The sequence below is a fragment of the Gilliamella sp. Fer1-1 genome, from assembly GCF_001690825.1.
Taxonomy (GTDB): Bacteria; Pseudomonadota; Gammaproteobacteria; order Enterobacterales; family Orbaceae; genus Gilliamella; species Gilliamella apicola_C.
Genome location: NZ_LZGX01000099.1, coordinates 1 through 17206, shown reverse-complemented (window position 1 = coordinate 17206; position 17206 = coordinate 1). Strand labels below are relative to the sequence as shown.

Here is a 17206-nt window from a genome sequence, read left to right as displayed (position 1 = left end):
TAAATAAGATTAATAAAATATAAGATTTTTTAGATTTATTCTAGTCAACTAGGCTTTTGCTAGAAAATAATTGAATAAAAATATACGGTTTATCTATTTATCTAATAGGTTATAATACCCATACTAATCAAACTACATAGAAAGGAATGAATGGAATGAAAAAAATAATTGGTATATTTTTACTTGGATTGCCCATGTTGTCTTTGGCATCAAATTGTGATGAAGTGAGTGGCAAGATTGCTGAAAAAATTAAAAACAACGGTGTTGATCAGTCTAAATTTCAATTGAAACTCGTGCCAACCGATCAATCGCAACAACAGCATGAAGGAAAACTCGTTGGATTTTGTGATAATGGACAAAAGAATATCTTTTATGTACGTTTAGATGGTGTATCAACAAAATCCTCTAAATCTACAAATAAAAAGGTAAATAATAAATCGACAAAAACAAAAGTAAAAGTAACAGACCAAAATGCTGAACTACCTGAATTAAAAATAGATACGTCAGTACCAAGCCCAAAAACACAAACAATACCTGTCATAGTAAAGTAATAGCAAAATATAATAGTGCAAATTAATTTTAATGTGCACTATTATATTTTATTGGCACAAATCATATTAACACTTTTAACATGTAGGCGTGCCAGTCTTTATATTAAGCAGTATTTCAGGAGTTAGAGTGTTTAAATCAAAATATAGTGTTCCTAAAAATATAGATAAACGCATTTCAGCGTTAAAATTAAAAATATCTTCAAGCAATGCTTATATTGATTTTTTGAACAAATATAATGTTGTTGTTTTTGATAATGAAGCCAATATTGACTACTGTATTGAGTGTGAGGGCGAGTCATTGCCCTTAGAGGTCATTTTGGGCTTTTCAAAGGAAGATAGAGAAGATTTATTGGCTACCAACGATGGTTATTTAAATAGGATACCTGAGGATTATTTTGCCGTAGCAACGCTTAATTACGGCGATTTGCTTTGCTTAAGCCCAAATGGCGAAGTTTATTATTGGGATCATGAAGTGAATGATCTTTATTTTGATATGTCTGTAAAAGGCGGTTATCTAGAACAAAATACTAATCTGAAGTTTGTTGCGAATTCGTTTGATGCATTTTTATCAATGATTATTAAAAGTGAAGCCGAGGACGATTATGATCCAGATGAAGATGAATATAATAATCCTAACATTCCTTTTCCTGATCAAACATTAGGCTTTTGGTTGGTATATCCTAAAGTTTTTTTGGGTTTACCAAAAAATATGATTGCTATTTATCTTAAAAAACTAGCGCTTTCTGAAAAAGGGCGTGAAGTGCTTGCTAAATTTAAAGAAGAAGGGCTTTTGGGATAATTGTTAAATTTATTAACTTGATCTTGCCTAAAATGGCGAATTAATCACTTAGAAATAGCACATATCCCTCTTAACAAAGTTAGTTGAGCTTGTGTGTTTTTTTAACACGGCTTTCTAAGATATATGATGAGTAATAAATGAAAAAATCATACTTTGTAACATACGGTAGTGATAAATCTAAAGAAGAAATAAGTGAATTTTTGCATAGTCAATTAGATATAACTTGTTGTGAACATGATAGTTTTTATTTTGGCGTGTACTTTTCTTACTCTGGAACTTATGCGGATAAATTGACTATTAAAGATAATTATATTTCACTATCCAATGAGTGGTTGAATGAAGAATATAAACAGTTCAATACACTGATTGAAGCTTCTTTTATCAATGGGAAAAATGTTGATAAGCTAGATAAATATAACACATTAAAAAAGCAGTTTAATCAATTCAGTGTGTTATTGATTATTAGTGATAAATGCATTGAGGAGGATTAATTGCCACTAAATATAGTGAAAATATCAAACCTAAATTAGGTAAATGTTGGGAATTAAGTCTCTATTCAGATAAATATTAATACGCAAGTTTACGTAATGCTTGCCTAAAATGGTACAGCTAAAAGTAGAATATCTTTAATGGTAGAAATAATAGCAATGGTAGAAATAATAGCAATGGTAGAAATAATAGCGGATTTAGTTGTGAAAAAATGACAGAACACCAAATTATATCCATATTAAAAGAAGTCCAAGTAAGGATTTTTGTTAAAGCATTGAAGATCTAGATGCTAATTATATAAGGATCATACAAGAGTCATTTTTGATAATTGCCATATTTTGTTGATTTTGTATACCCGATACGCTTACTATCAAGGTTAACAATATCATTTTATCAATTACGTAAATTAGCTATACCTAAATCTTTTTCTATTTACTCATCAATTTTACGTTAAAGATTTTATTTATTTCTTTTGGGATTTATATTTTTATAAAAAATATTCAGGATTCTATACCGTTTGAGTGCGAAACTAATTGATTACATCAAATTTGATGTTAATAATCTCAATCAAGCAAGAAGCATAACCGAAGAATGGCGAATCATTTATAATACCTAAATGTCTTATAAGGGTTTAGATAGTATGACATCTTTATCATGAAGAAATATTAATTTATGCAATTTGCTAGTGTAATAGATGTTGATAATAGAGAGATTAAAATCGTATTACCAAAATGAAAATTACTTTAAAAAATAGAATAGACAAGCGTTTAGTTGAGTTTGAATCTGACTTAGGTTATGGTGTTGCTATTTGGGGGGGAAATAAACCATTATTAAACGTGGCTTATCATGTTGAATTAGATATTAACGATTTTTTTCAATGGGGTAGAAATATAACACTTGAAAAAAAACATGAAGCTTACATCAATTTGATTGATAACAACATCGTGTTTAATGCAAAAGTAATATCTTGTGAAGATAAAGGGGTTTTAGTTTTGTCAGTTGCAAATGATATTGTTTTTATAGAAACATCTGACACATGTGAAGTTGGCGCTTATGTCTCATTTTTTACTACGCCTGATAAAGTGATATTACATCCAATAGAACTGTAATATTTAAATAATTATGCCAGTGAGTTTGGCTGATCCATTTTGCTTGCTTCATCTTATTCGTCATTGCGAACTTTGGTCAGCGTAATAACCCAAAGTTTATTAACAGAATTTAAAATTAATAGATTAGGTAATATGTTAATGGCTGGTTAACGAATTTTAAATTTAAAAAATCTCCACTGTTAATGTGTTTGATATCAATACTGGCGGTAAATTAGCATTTTGATAAATTATCGTGCTTCCACTGTAGAACAGTATTTCGATTTGTCCTATATCATCTATATGGTTTACTGTATACTTTGGTAATGATTGAATGATATTAGAGGATAACAAATCATTAAAATTGGTTTTCATTATTCCATTTTTATCATCAATAGCTATATCACTCAAGGCTTGTTTATCCTCTGATAAGTTAAGTAGTTCGTAGTTATTATCCCCTTTTTTGGATATGCCTATTTCGATATCAAAAATCCCTATTTTAGCCGTGTATAAAATTGCTGATTTCATTGTTTCTATTTGGCAATGATGAAGCAAAGACTCTCTTTTTAAACAAGGTAAGCTTTTTAAAAAACCGCCATTATTAATGATATCAATAAGATCAATATGTAATGTTTTCATCTTTATAATATATATCTTACACTAAGTTGTAGCCATTTAAATTAATCATCATCGTATACATAGCCATCAATTATTTTACCTTTATACCATACCATATTTTTATAGAGTATATTATCCTCATCAATGTAGTGGGGATTATCAAAATGAATATTATTTCTTTTTAGCAAACAATTATTATATTCATTGTCATTGCATTGCCTGTCTTGGTTGGTATCAATATTTTTTGACAGACAGCTGTTTTTTATATGGATATATTGGTGTTTTTTATAATGGTAGATGCTTTGTATTGTTGTCAAAATCTTTTGTTGTTTTTCATTATAATCGTAACAATCTTTTTGACCCGTAGCTGTGTTATTTTTTGAGTTAAAGTAGATATTACTGCCCCATAAGTTTGTTGCAACAAATTTACCATTGACATTAATATAGTAATCTTCGTTGTCTCCTAATCTAGACTGTGAAGGATATTTTTTAATGGCTAAATCAAGTTGGCCATCAAAATTGATATCTTTTAACTCAATACTATTAAAGTAATTGTAGCTATAATTTAAATTTCTTATTTTTTGTAGTAATTGGTGGTTATTTTTGGCATAAACATTAATACCAACCAGTCTAATTTTTTCTTGTTTTTTTTTCGATAATACCGCAGTAAAGTAGGCTTTATCTGATGAATCAGATTGTAATAATTCTAAATGATTAAATTCATCCTCTTTTTTATTACTTATTTCAAATTGTTTTTGTAAAGTTACCGTATATTGTTGGTTTTTCTTGCCATCAAACCAATACCCCATCAAATTCTGGCCAAAAATTTTTGGCGCCTTGTTCTGTTCTGCCCATATATGATTAAATTTAAAATAACTGATTGAGTCTTTAAACTTTATTTGGTTAGTATTGTTATCGATATAAATATCGGTATCATCATAAAGCGTTAAATCAGTTTGCTTGCTTACATTATCGCATGAGTTAATAAACTTACAATCAGAGGATAATGGGTGTTGTATTTGTTTATGATCATCTTTATCAACCCAAAAAGCATTGATAAAATTGCTGTCTGAATATAACGTTATTTCTTTATTGGCAATATGGCCTTTGTAAACATAGGTTGAACCTAATACAGGAGAAGAGAGTATTAAAAGTAAAACAAGTGGTATATTTTTAATTATCATTATTCCCTATCCGTAGGTATTATTTTAAATTTGAGTGGATTAAATAATTAATTTTCTATAGTTGCGATCATTATTTGATCGCTTTAATTAGTCATGTTTACGAGTTTGAGTATAAACTAATTAAGCCATTTTTTTAATATCAAATGAACTCAATCTTTTAAAAAGAGTACATCGAACAATTTATTTCATATCAAGAAACTTCAGGTAGTGTCATATCTCAGTATCAAAATAAGTGTTTTAAAAAAACAATGAATATTAAGTTAGTGCAATTTTTATTCTCTAAATGGCGGTACTTTTAGTTGGAAGATGAAATTGAGAGGTATCTATACCTTCGTATTTAAGTAGGGCTATTTTTTTATCGATCCCGCCTGCATATCCTGTTAAGTTGCCATTTGCACCGATAACTCGATGGCAGGGAATAATGATTGATATGGGGTTATGACCAACAGCACCGCCCACAGCTTGGCTTGACATGCTTGCTTGGTGGTTTTGTAACGCTATCTGTTTTGCAATGTCGCCGTAAGTAACAACCTCACCATAGGGAATTTTGCATAAAATTTCCCATACTAAATGACGAAAAGGTGTACCTTTGGGCGCAAGTTCTAGCCTATTTAGATTCGGTCTTTTCCCTAAAAAATAATCATCAAGCCATTTTTGGGTAGAATTAAAAATGGGTAAATTAGGCTTTTCTTCTTTTTGTGCAGTTATCATATCACCAAAATATTTTTGTCCTTCAATCCATGCTCCAACAAGTTTATCTTGCTGGCTGGCTAGGGTAATATGCCCCATTGGTGATGAATATTGGCATACATAAAACATATTAGCCTCCTTAATGCCAGATAAAATAATGGCAAATTATGCTTGTTTATGGTGATAAATACTACAAATTTATTTAATAATATTGCGAATAAATGGCAATAAAAATATGGCTCATTAGTGAGCCATATATTGTAAAGCTATTTAGCCTAAAGTTTTTGGCTGAAGTTATTTAAACTGAAGTTGCTTAGGATAAAGTTAGTTAGTCTGATTTTTACCTTTTTCGACGTAGCTCATATCACCTAAACTTTCGACAATAAATTTTCCATCATCTGTATAGCGAATTTTAGTAACACTAGCATTACCTAAACCTTCAGTAATCGGTTTATCTAACCATTCTTCAACCATTGTCATGATTGCTAGCCCATGTGATACCACTAGCACGTTACCACCACCTTGCGCTTTGGCTGATTCAGCAATCGTTTTTAATGCTTCTTGCATACGTGTTTTGACTTTATTATAATTTTCAGCTTCGCCAGACTTTTCGACAACAGCGATAGCATCAAGCATCTTGTTAAGTTTGATGTTGCCTTTTGCCATATCTGCCATAAGATCTTTATCTGAGGCATAACCTAAATGTTTGGCTGCAGGGTTCCACATATTAGGATCGAGATCACCTTCAAAATCGCCAAAACAGGTTTCGCGTAATCCTTCCATTTCATTAATATTAATTGTTGTATCGCCTTTAGATTCTAAAACAATACGGGCGGTTTGGCGTGCTCGTCCTAAATCGCTTGAATAGGCGCTTATAAATTTGACATTTTTTAGACCTCGCCCTAGCTGTTCGGCAACTTCAATCCCAGGTTTTGTTAGTGGCGTATCAGACCAACCTTGAACACGGTGCACATTATTGAACATGGTTTTGCCATGACGTGTGACATAAAGATAAACGTCATCAGCAAAAACTTGTGATACACTTAATATCGAAATTATTACTGTAGTGATTGATATAATAAATTTTTTCATTTTTTTCCTCATTTATAATAAGTTAAATCGGTAATCAATAACGGTTTCTGCCGAAAGTGTAGGTGAGTGCTGGTATTTCCCATGTCTAAGTTTTGGCGTAATATCTGATGCGCTCACTGTTTTATAAGACCATCCATATCCCACTTTAGATAAAATAGAAAGGTTTTTAAACATGCCACTGGTTGGTTTCCATATATCAAAAATGTTTATTTCGCCATTTTTTAATGTATTGTGTTTATAGTTAAATTGTCCATAATTCATATATAAACCTGTACTATTATCTTTAACAAAATCGTAACTCATTACGGTGGTTAGCACGAGCTCCCCGTCTCGCATATAATCTGCGCCTGCAGCCGCAAGGCCATTAAAACGCGCCCGCGTATTTTTGCCTAAATGTCGATTATAATGGCCTAAAGCATTGTGTTTATTGGCATCGGTATAAGCCAATCCAACTTTGACACTCCAATCTTGCTCTTTCCATTCAACATCAGTTGCATAATGCCAAGCGTGATCTTCAAACTCTTTTTTGTTTTGTTTCATCGCATTATAATTATCAAGTGCATAGCTACCATAGAATTGTCCGCCTAAAATAAGTTTTTGTATTGGCTTATAGGATAATTCAATTGCATGGCGTCTTAGGTAATCTTTGGCAACGCCATAAGAATAATCTAAAGTGATATTTTTATCTTTGTAAGCAATTTCTGCTGTGGAAATATTATTAATGACTTTTTTACGGTCATTCGTTAAAAAATGTAATTTTTTAGAGGATTCTCGTGGTAGGGTGCTATTTATATAAGCTAATGAAAAGTAAATATTATCATATTTAAAAATACCACTATAACCAAGATAACTATTCCGAGTTAAGTGCTGAGTTGAACTAATTACACCTAAATCTTTCAGACTATGCCAACCTGCTTTACCATTGAAATTAACGGCGTCATTGCCCAGCTTAACTTTTGCATAACGTTGGGTAAATTTATTAAAGCCGTGGGCATGGTGTTTGTTATAGCTTTTACCATCATTATACAATAAATTACGGGTCGCAAAATAATCGCTCGCACCTAACTTAATTATATTGCTATATGTTACATCAAAACCAATTGTATCAAGTAAATAGCCTGATTTATAATCAAAAGTAAATGCTTGCCCCCAAGCACTATGAACTTCTTTGGGTTGGGCTGCATTTTCTTTTAAATACTTCCAGTGATTACGAGTTGAAAAATCAAATTTAGAATCTTTAAAAAATGCATTATCTAAGATTGAGTTATTGATGGTTTCATTTGCAAATATAGAACAACTTGATATCCCTATTAACATCATTATTAGATATTTTATTTTCATTGTTATTTTCCTAACTTATTTTTATATTTAAAAAAACCTAAATGTTAAATCGGAGAACAATGCTCTAATTAATATTTAGGTTTTGCCTGCTAAAAGCAGTAACAATCCAATATGTTAAAGTTGAATTTTTTATTAATGTCGTTTTATAGTAATTATGATTAATAATATATTTTTATTTTTCTATTAGGCTAATTGTTTGTCTAGCTACATATTGCGATATTGTTATTGGGAAAAAGTAGGGAATTGATATGGACAATTCCCCCTCTTTAAATTACCTTATTTTTTTAAATTTTCACCTTTCGATGCAATTACTGATTGATACCAATAGAAGCTTTTCTTTTTATAGCGATTTAGTGTTCCAGAGCCATCTTGGTTTAAATCTACATAGATAAACCCATAACGTTTAGTCACTTCCGCTTTTGATGCACTGATAAGATCTATTGGCCCCCAGCTGGTGTATCCCATCACTTCAACACCATCATTAATGGCTTCTCGAATTTGTACTAAATGATCATTCATATAATTTATTCGATAATCGTCATTGATAGTGCCATCAGCTTCTAATTTATCTTTAGCGCCTAAACCATTTTCGACAATAAATAATGGTTTTTGATAACGTTCATAAAGTAAATTAAGCAAGTAACGAATTCCAACAGGATCGATTTGCCATCCCCATTCTGATGCTTTAAGGTAAGGATTAGGAACCATGTCTAAAATGTTACCTTTAGTTTTTTGTGATTCATCTGAAGTTGCACAGCAACTCATGTAATAACTAAATGAAACAAAATCGACCGTTTCTTGCAGATCTTCTTTATCTTGTTCGGTAATATCAAGGTGGATGTTGTTTTCTTTAAAAAAGCGATTCATATAAGTTGGGTAATAGCCACGCACTTGCACATCGCCAAAGAATAGCCAGCCATGATTTTCTTGGAGAGTAGCCCACACATCTTCTGGTTTTGGCGTAAGCGGATAAGCAACGGCACCTAATAACATATTGCCAATTTTGGCGTCAGGAATGATTTGATGACATAATTTTACTGCTCGGCTACTTGCAACCAATTGATGATGAATCGCTTGATAGATTTGCTGTTTGGTGCTATTTCTATCCAAGCCTACACCTGTGAATGGTTCATGTAGTGACATATTAATTTCATTAAAGGTTAACCAATGTTTGACCTTATCTTTATAGCGTTCAAAAACAGTTTTAGCGTAGCGAGTAAAAAACTCAATCACTTTACGATTACCCCATCCTCCATATTGAGTGACAAGATAGTACGGCATTTCATAATGAGATAAAGTGACTAATGGTGTAATATTGTGTTTTGCCATTTCATCAAATAACTTGTCATAAAAGGCTAAGCCATCTTCATTGGGGTGTTGTTCATCGCCATTAGGAAAAATTCGAGTCCAAGCAATCGATGTGCGTAAACATGTAAATCCCATTTCTGCAAATAGCGCGATATCCTCAGGATAACGGTGATAAAAATCAATGGCGTTATCTTTTATGCTGGAAATCTTGGTTTCATTGCGATTGATAATATCACCAAACAAACCATTGGGTGTGCAATCTGATGTTGATAAGCCTTTACCTTTTTCACGATAAGCGCCTTCAACCTGATTAGCAGCAATGGCACCTCCCCAAAGAAAATCATTAGGAAATTGTGTTGACATTTTTACTCCTTATTTTGGGATAACGCTAATAAAGCCTCTCCACTTTGTATATTTTCTTGTTTAAAAATACGTTGTATATCTTGATAACTATCACTGTTAGTAATAATAATTGGTGTGGTAACTTCAAAACCAGCTTGTTTGATGGCTTCTATATCAAAACTCACTAATAAGTCACCTTTTTTTACTTTACTACCCGCTTCAATGTGTGCTTGGAAATGTTGCCCATCTAATTTTACGGTATCAATACCGATATGGATTAATATTTCGGCTCCAGAATCTGTTTGAAAACCAATGGCGTGTTTAGTTCTAAAAAGTGAAACGACTTCGCCATCGTCAGGCGCTACGGCTTGACCGACTGTTGGAATGATTGCAATACCTTTGCCCATTAACTCACTAGCAAAAGTAGGGTCATTTACTTCTTTTAAGTCAATCAGTTTACCGGTCAATGGGCTTGAAACAGTGACGGTATCGGCTTGTTTAACTTTATTAGTTTGGCTAGCTGCCTCATTGCTTTGTGCTAGCTCTGCATCGTCTGCTTTTTTATCTTTAGGCATACCAAATAGATAAGTGACGACTGCGGCGATAACAAATGAGATAATCGAACCAAACAGAACTGCATAAAATTGTGCACCAATTCCGGTTGGTGGGATCAATTGTAAGAAGGAAAAGATACTAATAAAACTGAATGAGTAGATAACTGAATGAAAATAACCAACAATACCGCCACCGATCATAGCGGAGACACAGCCGATAATAAATGGACGTTTTAGTGGTAAGTTAACCCCATAAATTGCCGGCTCTGTTACCCCGAAAATCCCTGATAATACAGAAGAACTAGCTAACGCTTTAACTTGTTGATCTTTACTACGTAACATAACCGCCAATACAGCACCGACTTGAGCAAATACCGCAGGGAATAAGATTGGGATCATAAAATCTTCTTGCTTCAGCGAGATATTGTTCATCGAAAATGGCACTAATCCCCAATGGATGCCAAAAACAACCATTACCTGCCAAAGCCCTGCTAAAATCATGGAAGCAATGACGGAGTTAAGTTCATAAACATAGAGGATACCGCTAGCAACAATATTACTCAAAAATGACACTACTGGACCAATGATGGCAAAAGTTAATGGTACGGTAATTATCAAACCAAATAGTGGTGAAATAAATTTTTTGAACGAATCATGCATGATCTTGTTAAAGTTACGTTCCAATAATGAATAGAACCACGCCGCTAAAATTACCGGAAAAACCGATGAAGGATAAGGAATTAATTCAATAGGAATGCTGAAAAACTCGGTTTTTAATTCAAAAGCATTACCTAACATACCAACAACACTAGGATGAACTAACGCTCCACCTAATGCCATACCGACATAAGGATTACCGCCAAATTTTTTAACGGCTGAAAAACCGAGAATTATTGGTAAATAATAAAAAGGTGCATCGGCAATTGCATTTAAGAAGTTGTAAGTTGGCGTGTTAGTTGTAACAACTTCCATCATTTGTAACATCGAAATTATTCCTTTGAAAATCCCCCCAGCGACAAGTACCACTAAGGCAGGAATAAAAATGCCTGACACTAAATCAATCAGTTTTGACATTACGCCTTTTTTAGCGCCTGTTGGTTCCTCCGTTGCTGGTTTTTCACTAAGGTTTGTCAGCGCCATAATATCACTAAATACATCAGCAACATTATTGCCGATAACAACCTGAAATTGCCCACCACTTTGTACAACAGTAATCACACCAACTTGTTTTTTTATTGCTTCTGCGTCTGCTTTTGATTCATCTTTTAATGCAAATCTAAGCCTAGTTGCACAGTGCACTAGGCTGATAATGTTTTCCTTACCGCCTACAAGTTCAATAATTGACTCGGCAAGTTGTTTGTTTTTCATACCTTATCCTTTTTTATGCAAAAAAAAACCTAAGTCCCTTTTTAAGTTAAGGTACTCAGGTTTTGCTCACATAGCAATTCATTTTATACTATGCAATAACAATCCAAAAATGATTGACTTAAGCTAACATAATTTAGGCAGGATGAACATAATGATTTGAAATATAATGATTAAAATGTGACTCATGTCACATTATTGTTTTTAAGTTCCATGCGCAATCGTTCAATATGTATGGTTAAATATAAACTTTCATCGTCAGTCAAAGGATGCTGGTATTGTTGTATTAAATGTAAATCGATCTGTTTAGTACAAAGATAGGCTAGCTCATACTTTTGCCGAATTAATTCATACAAGGAGCTATCTTGTTGTGTTTGTTTGCTTTGACTTAAGATACGATGAGCAAAAAATTTTAAATGGGTAACAAAGCGCTGATAGGACAAACAATCTTCATCATATTCAAATTTAAAATGATATTTTACGATATTAAGAATTTCACGCATGATTTTTGTCATGTTAACAATATTGGGCATGGTACCATTTAATTGTGCATTGATGATATGAAAAGTAATAAAACCCGCTTCGTCTTCGGGTAATTCAATTGATAACCGCTTTTTTATAACTGATAAGGCATATAAACCAATTTGAAACTCTTTAGGGTAAAATTTTTTGATCTCCCATAAAAAACCGTTGGGTATATTAGATCCTTGTTTATGGCGCTCAATGGCAAAATGGATATGATCTGTTAACGAAATATAAATGCTATCTTGCAATTTGCCATCTATACATTTTTTTGCATGATTAATGATAACTTCAGATGTCGTTAATACTTCAAAAGGGATTTCTGAAAGCAGTTCTTTAAATTTTGGCAATATGACTTTATTATCTAGTGAAAACTGCTTTTCTATCTGACTAGGATCGATTAAATCGCCTTCACGCTTTTTAAACCCAATTCCACGCCCAGTGACAATTAATTCACTGCCTTTATCATCAAGTGTAACAATAACATTGTTATTTAATATTTTATAAACTTTCATTAGATATGATCAATTCCTTATGTTGGTTTATTATGAATCGTCATAAAAAAATCGAAAGAAGAAAAACAAAAAAATGTGACAAGTATCATAATATTTAAATAAATATTATGATACTTACGAATAAAGAAGCCTCGATAGTGCTAACTTATCGAGGCTGATATAGGCAATATTATCTGATTATTGCGCCAATAATTTATTCATGGTTTGAATAAACTTACTTGGATCACTTAACGAGCCTTTTTCTGCAAGTAAAGCCTGATCAAGCAATAATTCAACCCAGTCATTAAATGCGCTTTCATCTTGCGTATCGACAATACGTTTAACCAATTCATGATCTGGATTGATTTCAAACGTATATTTGATTTCTGGCGCTTTTTGACCTGCGGCAGCAAACAATTTAGCCATTTGCGTAGTCATTTCATCGGCAGATGTAGTAACAATTGCTGGTGTATCGGTTAAACGATGAGTTAATTTGACTTCTTTCACTTTATCGCCTAGCACGGTTTTAACTCGTTCAATAAATGGCTCAAGTTCTTTTTCAACTTGTTTTTGCTCTTCAGTATCTTGATCGGCAAGTTTTTCAATAGATTCGTCAGATTTACTGATTGATTGGAATTGTTTACCATCAAATTCCGTTAAATTGCTCATCATCCATTCATCAATGCGATCAGATAATAATAATACTTCAATACCTTTTTTGTGGAATAACTCAAGATGAGGACTATTTTTTGCCGCACCGTAACTATCAGCGGTAATATAATAGATCTTCTCTTGCCCATCTTGCATTCGGCTGATGTAATTTTCTAGTGACACCGTTTGCGCATCGCTATCGGTATGCGTTGAAGCAAAGCGAAGTAATTTAGCGATTGCGTCACGGTTTGCAAAGTCTTCACCAGCACCTTCTTTTAATACTAAGCCAAATTCACTCCAAAATTGTTGATATTGTTCTTTGTCGTCTTTAGCCAGTTTTTCAAGCATTTGTAACACACGCTTAGTACATGCATTACGCAAGTTTTGTGTGATTTTGTTATCTTGCAAAATTTCACGCGATACATTTAATGGAAGATCGTTTGAATCAATTAAACCTTTTACAAAACGTAAATAATTAGGCATAAATTGTTCGGCATCATCCATAATAAATACACGTTGTACATAAAGTTTTAAGCCGTGTTTATTATCACGATTCCACAAATCCCAAGGCGCTTTCGCAGGAATATAAAGTAAGCTGGTATACTCTTGCTTACCTTCAACGCGATTATGACTCCAGCTTATTGGATCGGCAAAATCGTGCGATAAATGTTTATAAAACTCTTTATATTCGTCATCGGTCACCTCAGATTTGCTACGAGTCCAAAGTGCTTGAGCTTTATTGACTTTTTCCCATTTTACTTCTTTGCTTTCTTCATCAGTAGTTTGCACTTCAACAGGTAGTGAAATGTGGTCAGAATATTTACTAATGATTGAACGTAAACGCCAGTCATCTAAAAACTCTTTTTCGTCTTCTTTTAAGTGTAATGTAATTTCGGTTCCACGAGTTTCTTTATTATCATCAGAGATGGTATATTCACCTTCACCGGCAGATTCCCACATAACCGCTTCGTCAGCGTTGGCTGTGGCTGCGCGCGTTCTCACTGTAACTTTATCAGCAACAATAAAGGCTGAATAAAATCCAACACCAAATTGACCAATGAGTTGGCTATCTTTTGCTTGATCGCTACCAATTGATTCCAAAAATGCTTTAGTACCTGATTTAGCAATAGTCCCTAAATTTTCAATCACTTCATCGCGGGTCATGCCAATGCCATTATCAGCAATGGTTAATGTGCCAGCTTCTTTATTAGTAGAAATTCGCACACCCAGTTCACCATCACCAGCATATAGATTTGGGTTTTCTAGCGCTTTAAAACGTAATTTATCGGCTGCATCAGACGCGTTTGAAATGAGTTCTCTTAAAAAAATCTCTTTATTTGAATATAAAGAGTGAATCATTAAATGTAGAATTTGTTTAACTTCAGATTGAAATCCACGAGTTTCAGTACCTTGCTTACTCATTGACTAGTTCCTCTATCATATTTAGTCATTTCAATTAATGCTAATGGCGAAAATGACTTTGTTATCAACTAACTTTTTCATTTCGCTAGCTTATTAGTTCATCGCTAGTTAGTATTAATTGAATAAATTAACATAATGGTTTGATTTATTGATGTATTGCTATATGGGAATAAAAAAATGAATTTCAATAGAAAATGTCAAATTTATTCATTAGTTGGTTGTTTTTTGTTAAACAATTTTGTTAAAAACATTTTTAATGAAAAGAAAAAAGCCTTGAATATATCAAGGCTTTTAACTGGAGTTATAATGTCTTTTTAGACAAATCCATAAACCAAAATTATGATAACAGCTACTGGCACAACATAACGAGTTAGTATTGTCCAAATGTTAAACCAAAAATCGTTTAAATTTAACTCTTCACGAATGCGTTTTTGATTCATCATCCAAGCACCAAATACAACCGTACCTAACCCAGTAACTGGCAACATGATTTTACTTGTTAGGTAATCAAGTAAATCAAAAATATTTTTACCAAATAGTTTTACTTCGGCCCATTCATTAAATGACAAAATACAAGCAATACCTAATGCCCAGATAACTAGGCTACTTAAAATCGTTGCTGACTTTCTACCTAATGGTGTTTTTTCTTCTAATAATTCAACCGTTGGTTCTAGTAATGAAATAGAAGAAGTTAGTGCTGCAAAAGTTAGGAAGATAAAGAAAAATACCCCTAATATAGTGCCACCAGCCATATTTCCAAATGCAATTGGTAGGGTAACAAAAATAAGCCCAGGGCCTTCACCTGCTTGTAAACCATTTGCAAAAACCAGTGGAAATATAGCCATACCTGATAGCATTGCGACAATAACATCTAAAATTACCACTGTGCGGGCGGTAGATAGTAGGTTAACATCTTTTCCTAAGTACGAGCCATAAGCCATCATAATGCCCATACCTAAAGATAAGCTAAAAAATGCATGCCCAAGAGCGGCTAGCATAGCAGTGCCATTAATAGCCGAAAAGTCTGGCGTGAATAAAAATCTAAATGCTTCACCAAAAGATGGACCACTGACATACGCTGCGTATCCAACTAATACTAACAACAAGATACCTAGTCCTGGCATCATAATTTTACACGCTCGTTCTAAACCAGCACCAACGCCCAGTGCTACAATAAATGCGGTAGCAGCCATAAATACAGTGTGCCAAGTTAATAAATGGCTCACATTGCCAAGGAAGTTACTAAAAATTTGTTCTGTAACTTTGCCATTAGCGCCTTCAAAAATCCCTTGACCAGCTAAAATAATGTAATCGGTCGCCCAACCACCAATAACACTATAAAATGATAGGATTAAAAATGATCCTACTACGCCAATAATACCAACCCAACGCCATGATTTAGAACGATTTTCAGAAACAGCAACATCTTCCATGGTATGAATAGGATTTTTTTGCCCACGACGCCCAATTAACCATTCTAAAACTAAAATCGGCAAGCCAATAACAAACATAAAAAGCAAATAAGTGAGCACAAATGCTGAGCCCCCCATTTCACCTGCCATATATGGAAATTTCCAAATGTTACCCAACCCAACAGCAGAACCAGCCGCAGCAAGCATAAATCCCATGCGCGAGCTCCATTGTGAGTGATTTTCCTTCATAGTACCCGTACTCATGAATATTTTTTTCCTTTATTCTTAATTGGTTAATCCTAGTATAAGCTAATGCTTAAAAACGTTTTTATTAGAGATAAGATGTTAAATCATGCCATGAAATAAGCATGGAAACAAGAAATCATTAAAACTATTAATATAAATAACAATTTGACTATTAAATTTTATAGTAACTTGAATTCAATTTGTGACAAGCTAATAACTAAATATTAACAGCAGGATAAATTTATATTTTGCCCTTTTATTGATAGTAGTGATGCCTTAAAATGTATGATTATGAATTTAGGCTGTGCTTTATAGGAAAAGTTATTATGTCACAAAATGTTGATTTTAATGAAATAAATAAATTTGCACAATTAGCTGCTCAGTGGTGGGATCTTGATGGCAAATGTAAACCTTTGCATATTATCAACCCATTACGTGTTAATTATATACAACAACATTGTGGATTATTAGATCAAAAAACGGTATTAGATGTGGGGTGTGGTGGTGGTATTTTATCTGAAAGCTTAGCGAAGCTTGGTGCTAATGTGACAGCCATTGATCTTGCTGATGAGTCACTCGCTGTGGCAAAACTGCATGCTGCGCAAAATGGTTTATCTATTGCCTATGAAAAACAGACCGTAGAAGAGCATGCAGAGCAAAATCCTATGCAATATGATATTGTAACGTGTATGGAACTGTTAGAACACGTCCCCGATCCATTTTCAATTATTGATGCTTGTGCAAAATTGCTTAAACCAGGGGGTAAATTATTTTTATCGACGATTAACCGCAATCATAAGGCAAAATTGCTATTAATTTATGGAGCAGAATATATTGCTCGGCTAGTACCTAAAGGTACACATGATTTTAATCGCTTTATTCGTCCCTCAGAATTAATGTCGCTCGTTGAGCAAGCAGGTCTCACTGTTGGTGATGTGATAGGCATGGAGTACCACCTATTGAGAAACCAATTTAAATTAGGACCTAATATTGATGTCAACTACATCTTAATGGCAAACCGTTAGGAAAATAAAAGAGCAA

The 17206-nt window shown here is 33.2% G+C and carries 15 protein-coding genes; 5 read left to right on the top strand and 10 right to left on the bottom strand.

Going from position 1 to position 17206, the window contains the following annotated elements:
- Positions 1–155 precede the first annotated feature (155 nt).
- From A9G28_RS10850 to A9G28_RS10835, 4 genes are all read left to right on the top strand, one after another.
- Positions 156–551, top strand: a complete 396-nt coding sequence (locus A9G28_RS10850) for a DUF1161 domain-containing protein (RefSeq protein ID WP_065580680.1) — start codon at positions 156–158, stop codon at positions 549–551.
- A 127-nt stretch (positions 552–678) separates the two neighbouring features.
- A complete protein-coding gene (locus A9G28_RS10845; RefSeq protein WP_065580679.1) occupies positions 679–1350 on the top strand; it encodes an SMI1/KNR4 family protein in 672 nt (223 codons plus the stop codon).
- A 137-nt stretch (positions 1351–1487) separates the two neighbouring features.
- Positions 1488–1841 carry a hypothetical protein gene (locus A9G28_RS10840; protein ID WP_065567236.1) on the top strand — a complete coding sequence of 118 codons (354 nt, stop codon included), beginning with the start codon at positions 1488–1490 and terminating at the stop codon, positions 1839–1841.
- A gap of 729 nt (positions 1842–2570) precedes the next feature.
- Positions 2571–2948: a hypothetical protein gene (locus A9G28_RS10835; RefSeq protein ID WP_065580678.1), complete on the top strand. Its 378-nt coding sequence runs from the start codon at positions 2571–2573 to the stop codon at positions 2946–2948.
- A gap of 162 nt (positions 2949–3110) precedes the next feature.
- On the opposite strand, the gene A9G28_RS10830 is transcribed toward A9G28_RS10835, so the two are convergent.
- The 10 genes from A9G28_RS10830 to A9G28_RS10785 form a co-directional block, all read right to left on the bottom strand.
- Positions 3111–3563, bottom strand: a complete 453-nt coding sequence (locus A9G28_RS10830) for a hypothetical protein (RefSeq protein WP_065580677.1) — start codon at positions 3561–3563, stop codon at positions 3111–3113.
- Positions 3564–3604: 41 nt separating this feature from the next.
- The gene (locus A9G28_RS10825; protein WP_065580676.1) at positions 3605–4726 is read right to left on the bottom strand and encodes a hypothetical protein; all 1122 of its coding nucleotides are present in this window, start codon (positions 4724–4726) and stop codon (positions 3605–3607) included.
- Positions 4727–5005: 279 nt separating this feature from the next.
- The gene (locus tag A9G28_RS10820) at positions 5006–5545 is read right to left on the bottom strand and encodes a methylated-DNA--[protein]-cysteine S-methyltransferase (protein ID WP_065567240.1); all 540 of its coding nucleotides are present in this window, start codon (positions 5543–5545) and stop codon (positions 5006–5008) included.
- Positions 5546–5740: 195 nt separating this feature from the next.
- Positions 5741–6508 (bottom strand): histidine phosphatase family protein, encoded by a 768-nt coding sequence (locus A9G28_RS10815; RefSeq protein ID WP_065580675.1) that lies wholly within the window; start codon positions 6506–6508, stop codon positions 5741–5743.
- Positions 6509–6520: 12 nt separating this feature from the next.
- Complete coding sequence (locus A9G28_RS10810; RefSeq protein ID WP_065580674.1) at positions 6521–7849, bottom strand: OprD family outer membrane porin; 1329 nt, start codon at positions 7847–7849, stop codon at positions 6521–6523.
- A gap of 276 nt (positions 7850–8125) precedes the next feature.
- Positions 8126–9520, bottom strand: a complete 1395-nt coding sequence (locus A9G28_RS10805) for a glycoside hydrolase family 1 protein (protein ID WP_065567242.1) — start codon at positions 9518–9520, stop codon at positions 8126–8128.
- Positions 9521–9522: 2 nt separating this feature from the next.
- Positions 9523–11421, bottom strand: a complete 1899-nt coding sequence (locus A9G28_RS10800) for a beta-glucoside-specific PTS transporter subunit IIABC (protein ID WP_065580673.1) — start codon at positions 11419–11421, stop codon at positions 9523–9525.
- A gap of 182 nt (positions 11422–11603) precedes the next feature.
- A complete protein-coding gene (gene licT, locus A9G28_RS10795) occupies positions 11604–12455 on the bottom strand; it encodes a BglG family transcription antiterminator LicT (protein ID WP_065580672.1) in 852 nt (283 codons plus the stop codon).
- A 177-nt stretch (positions 12456–12632) separates the two neighbouring features.
- The gene (gene htpG, locus A9G28_RS10790; RefSeq protein WP_065580671.1) at positions 12633–14507 is read right to left on the bottom strand and encodes a molecular chaperone HtpG; all 1875 of its coding nucleotides are present in this window, start codon (positions 14505–14507) and stop codon (positions 12633–12635) included.
- A gap of 314 nt (positions 14508–14821) precedes the next feature.
- Positions 14822–16183, bottom strand: coding sequence for a sodium-dependent transporter (locus tag A9G28_RS10785; RefSeq protein ID WP_218057109.1), 1362 nt, complete (start codon positions 16181–16183; stop codon positions 14822–14824).
- Between the two features lie 308 nt (positions 16184–16491).
- On the opposite strand from A9G28_RS10785, the gene ubiG reads away from it, so the two are divergent.
- Positions 16492–17190 (top strand): bifunctional 2-polyprenyl-6-hydroxyphenol methylase/3-demethylubiquinol 3-O-methyltransferase UbiG, encoded by a 699-nt coding sequence (gene ubiG, locus A9G28_RS10780; RefSeq protein WP_065567246.1) that lies wholly within the window; start codon positions 16492–16494, stop codon positions 17188–17190.
- Positions 17191–17206 lie beyond the last annotated feature (16 nt).

Excerpts from the sequence above, each read along its gene's own strand:
- A9G28_RS10805 (WP_065567242.1), bottom strand. The coding sequence starts at position 9,520 with ATGTCAACACAATTTCCTAATGATTTTCTTTGGGGAGGTGCCATTGCT.
- licT (WP_065580672.1), bottom strand. The coding sequence starts at position 12,455 with ATGAAAGTTTATAAAATATTAAATAACAATGTTATTGTTACACTTGAT.
- A9G28_RS10835 (WP_065580678.1), top strand. The coding sequence starts at position 2,571 with ATGAAAATTACTTTAAAAAATAGAATAGACAAGCGTTTAGTTGAGTTT.
- htpG (WP_065580671.1), bottom strand. The coding sequence starts at position 14,507 with ATGAGTAAGCAAGGTACTGAAACTCGTGGATTTCAATCTGAAGTTAAA.
- A9G28_RS10825 (WP_065580676.1), bottom strand. The coding sequence starts at position 4,726 with ATGATAATTAAAAATATACCACTTGTTTTACTTTTAATACTCTCTTCT.
- A9G28_RS10810 (WP_065580674.1), bottom strand. The coding sequence starts at position 7,849 with ATGAAAATAAAATATCTAATAATGATGTTAATAGGGATATCAAGTTGT.
- ubiG (WP_065567246.1), top strand. The coding sequence starts at position 16,492 with ATGTCACAAAATGTTGATTTTAATGAAATAAATAAATTTGCACAATTA.
- A9G28_RS10815 (WP_065580675.1), bottom strand. The coding sequence starts at position 6,508 with ATGAAAAAATTTATTATATCAATCACTACAGTAATAATTTCGATATTA.
- A9G28_RS10820 (WP_065567240.1), bottom strand. The coding sequence starts at position 5,545 with ATGTTTTATGTATGCCAATATTCATCACCAATGGGGCATATTACCCTA.
- A9G28_RS10840 (WP_065567236.1), top strand. The coding sequence starts at position 1,488 with ATGAAAAAATCATACTTTGTAACATACGGTAGTGATAAATCTAAAGAA.
- A9G28_RS10800 (WP_065580673.1), bottom strand. The coding sequence starts at position 11,421 with ATGAAAAACAAACAACTTGCCGAGTCAATTATTGAACTTGTAGGCGGT.
- A9G28_RS10850 (WP_065580680.1), top strand. The coding sequence starts at position 156 with ATGAAAAAAATAATTGGTATATTTTTACTTGGATTGCCCATGTTGTCT.
- A9G28_RS10785 (WP_218057109.1), bottom strand. The coding sequence starts at position 16,183 with ATGAGTACGGGTACTATGAAGGAAAATCACTCACAATGGAGCTCGCGC.
- A9G28_RS10830 (WP_065580677.1), bottom strand. The coding sequence starts at position 3,563 with ATGAAAACATTACATATTGATCTTATTGATATCATTAATAATGGCGGT.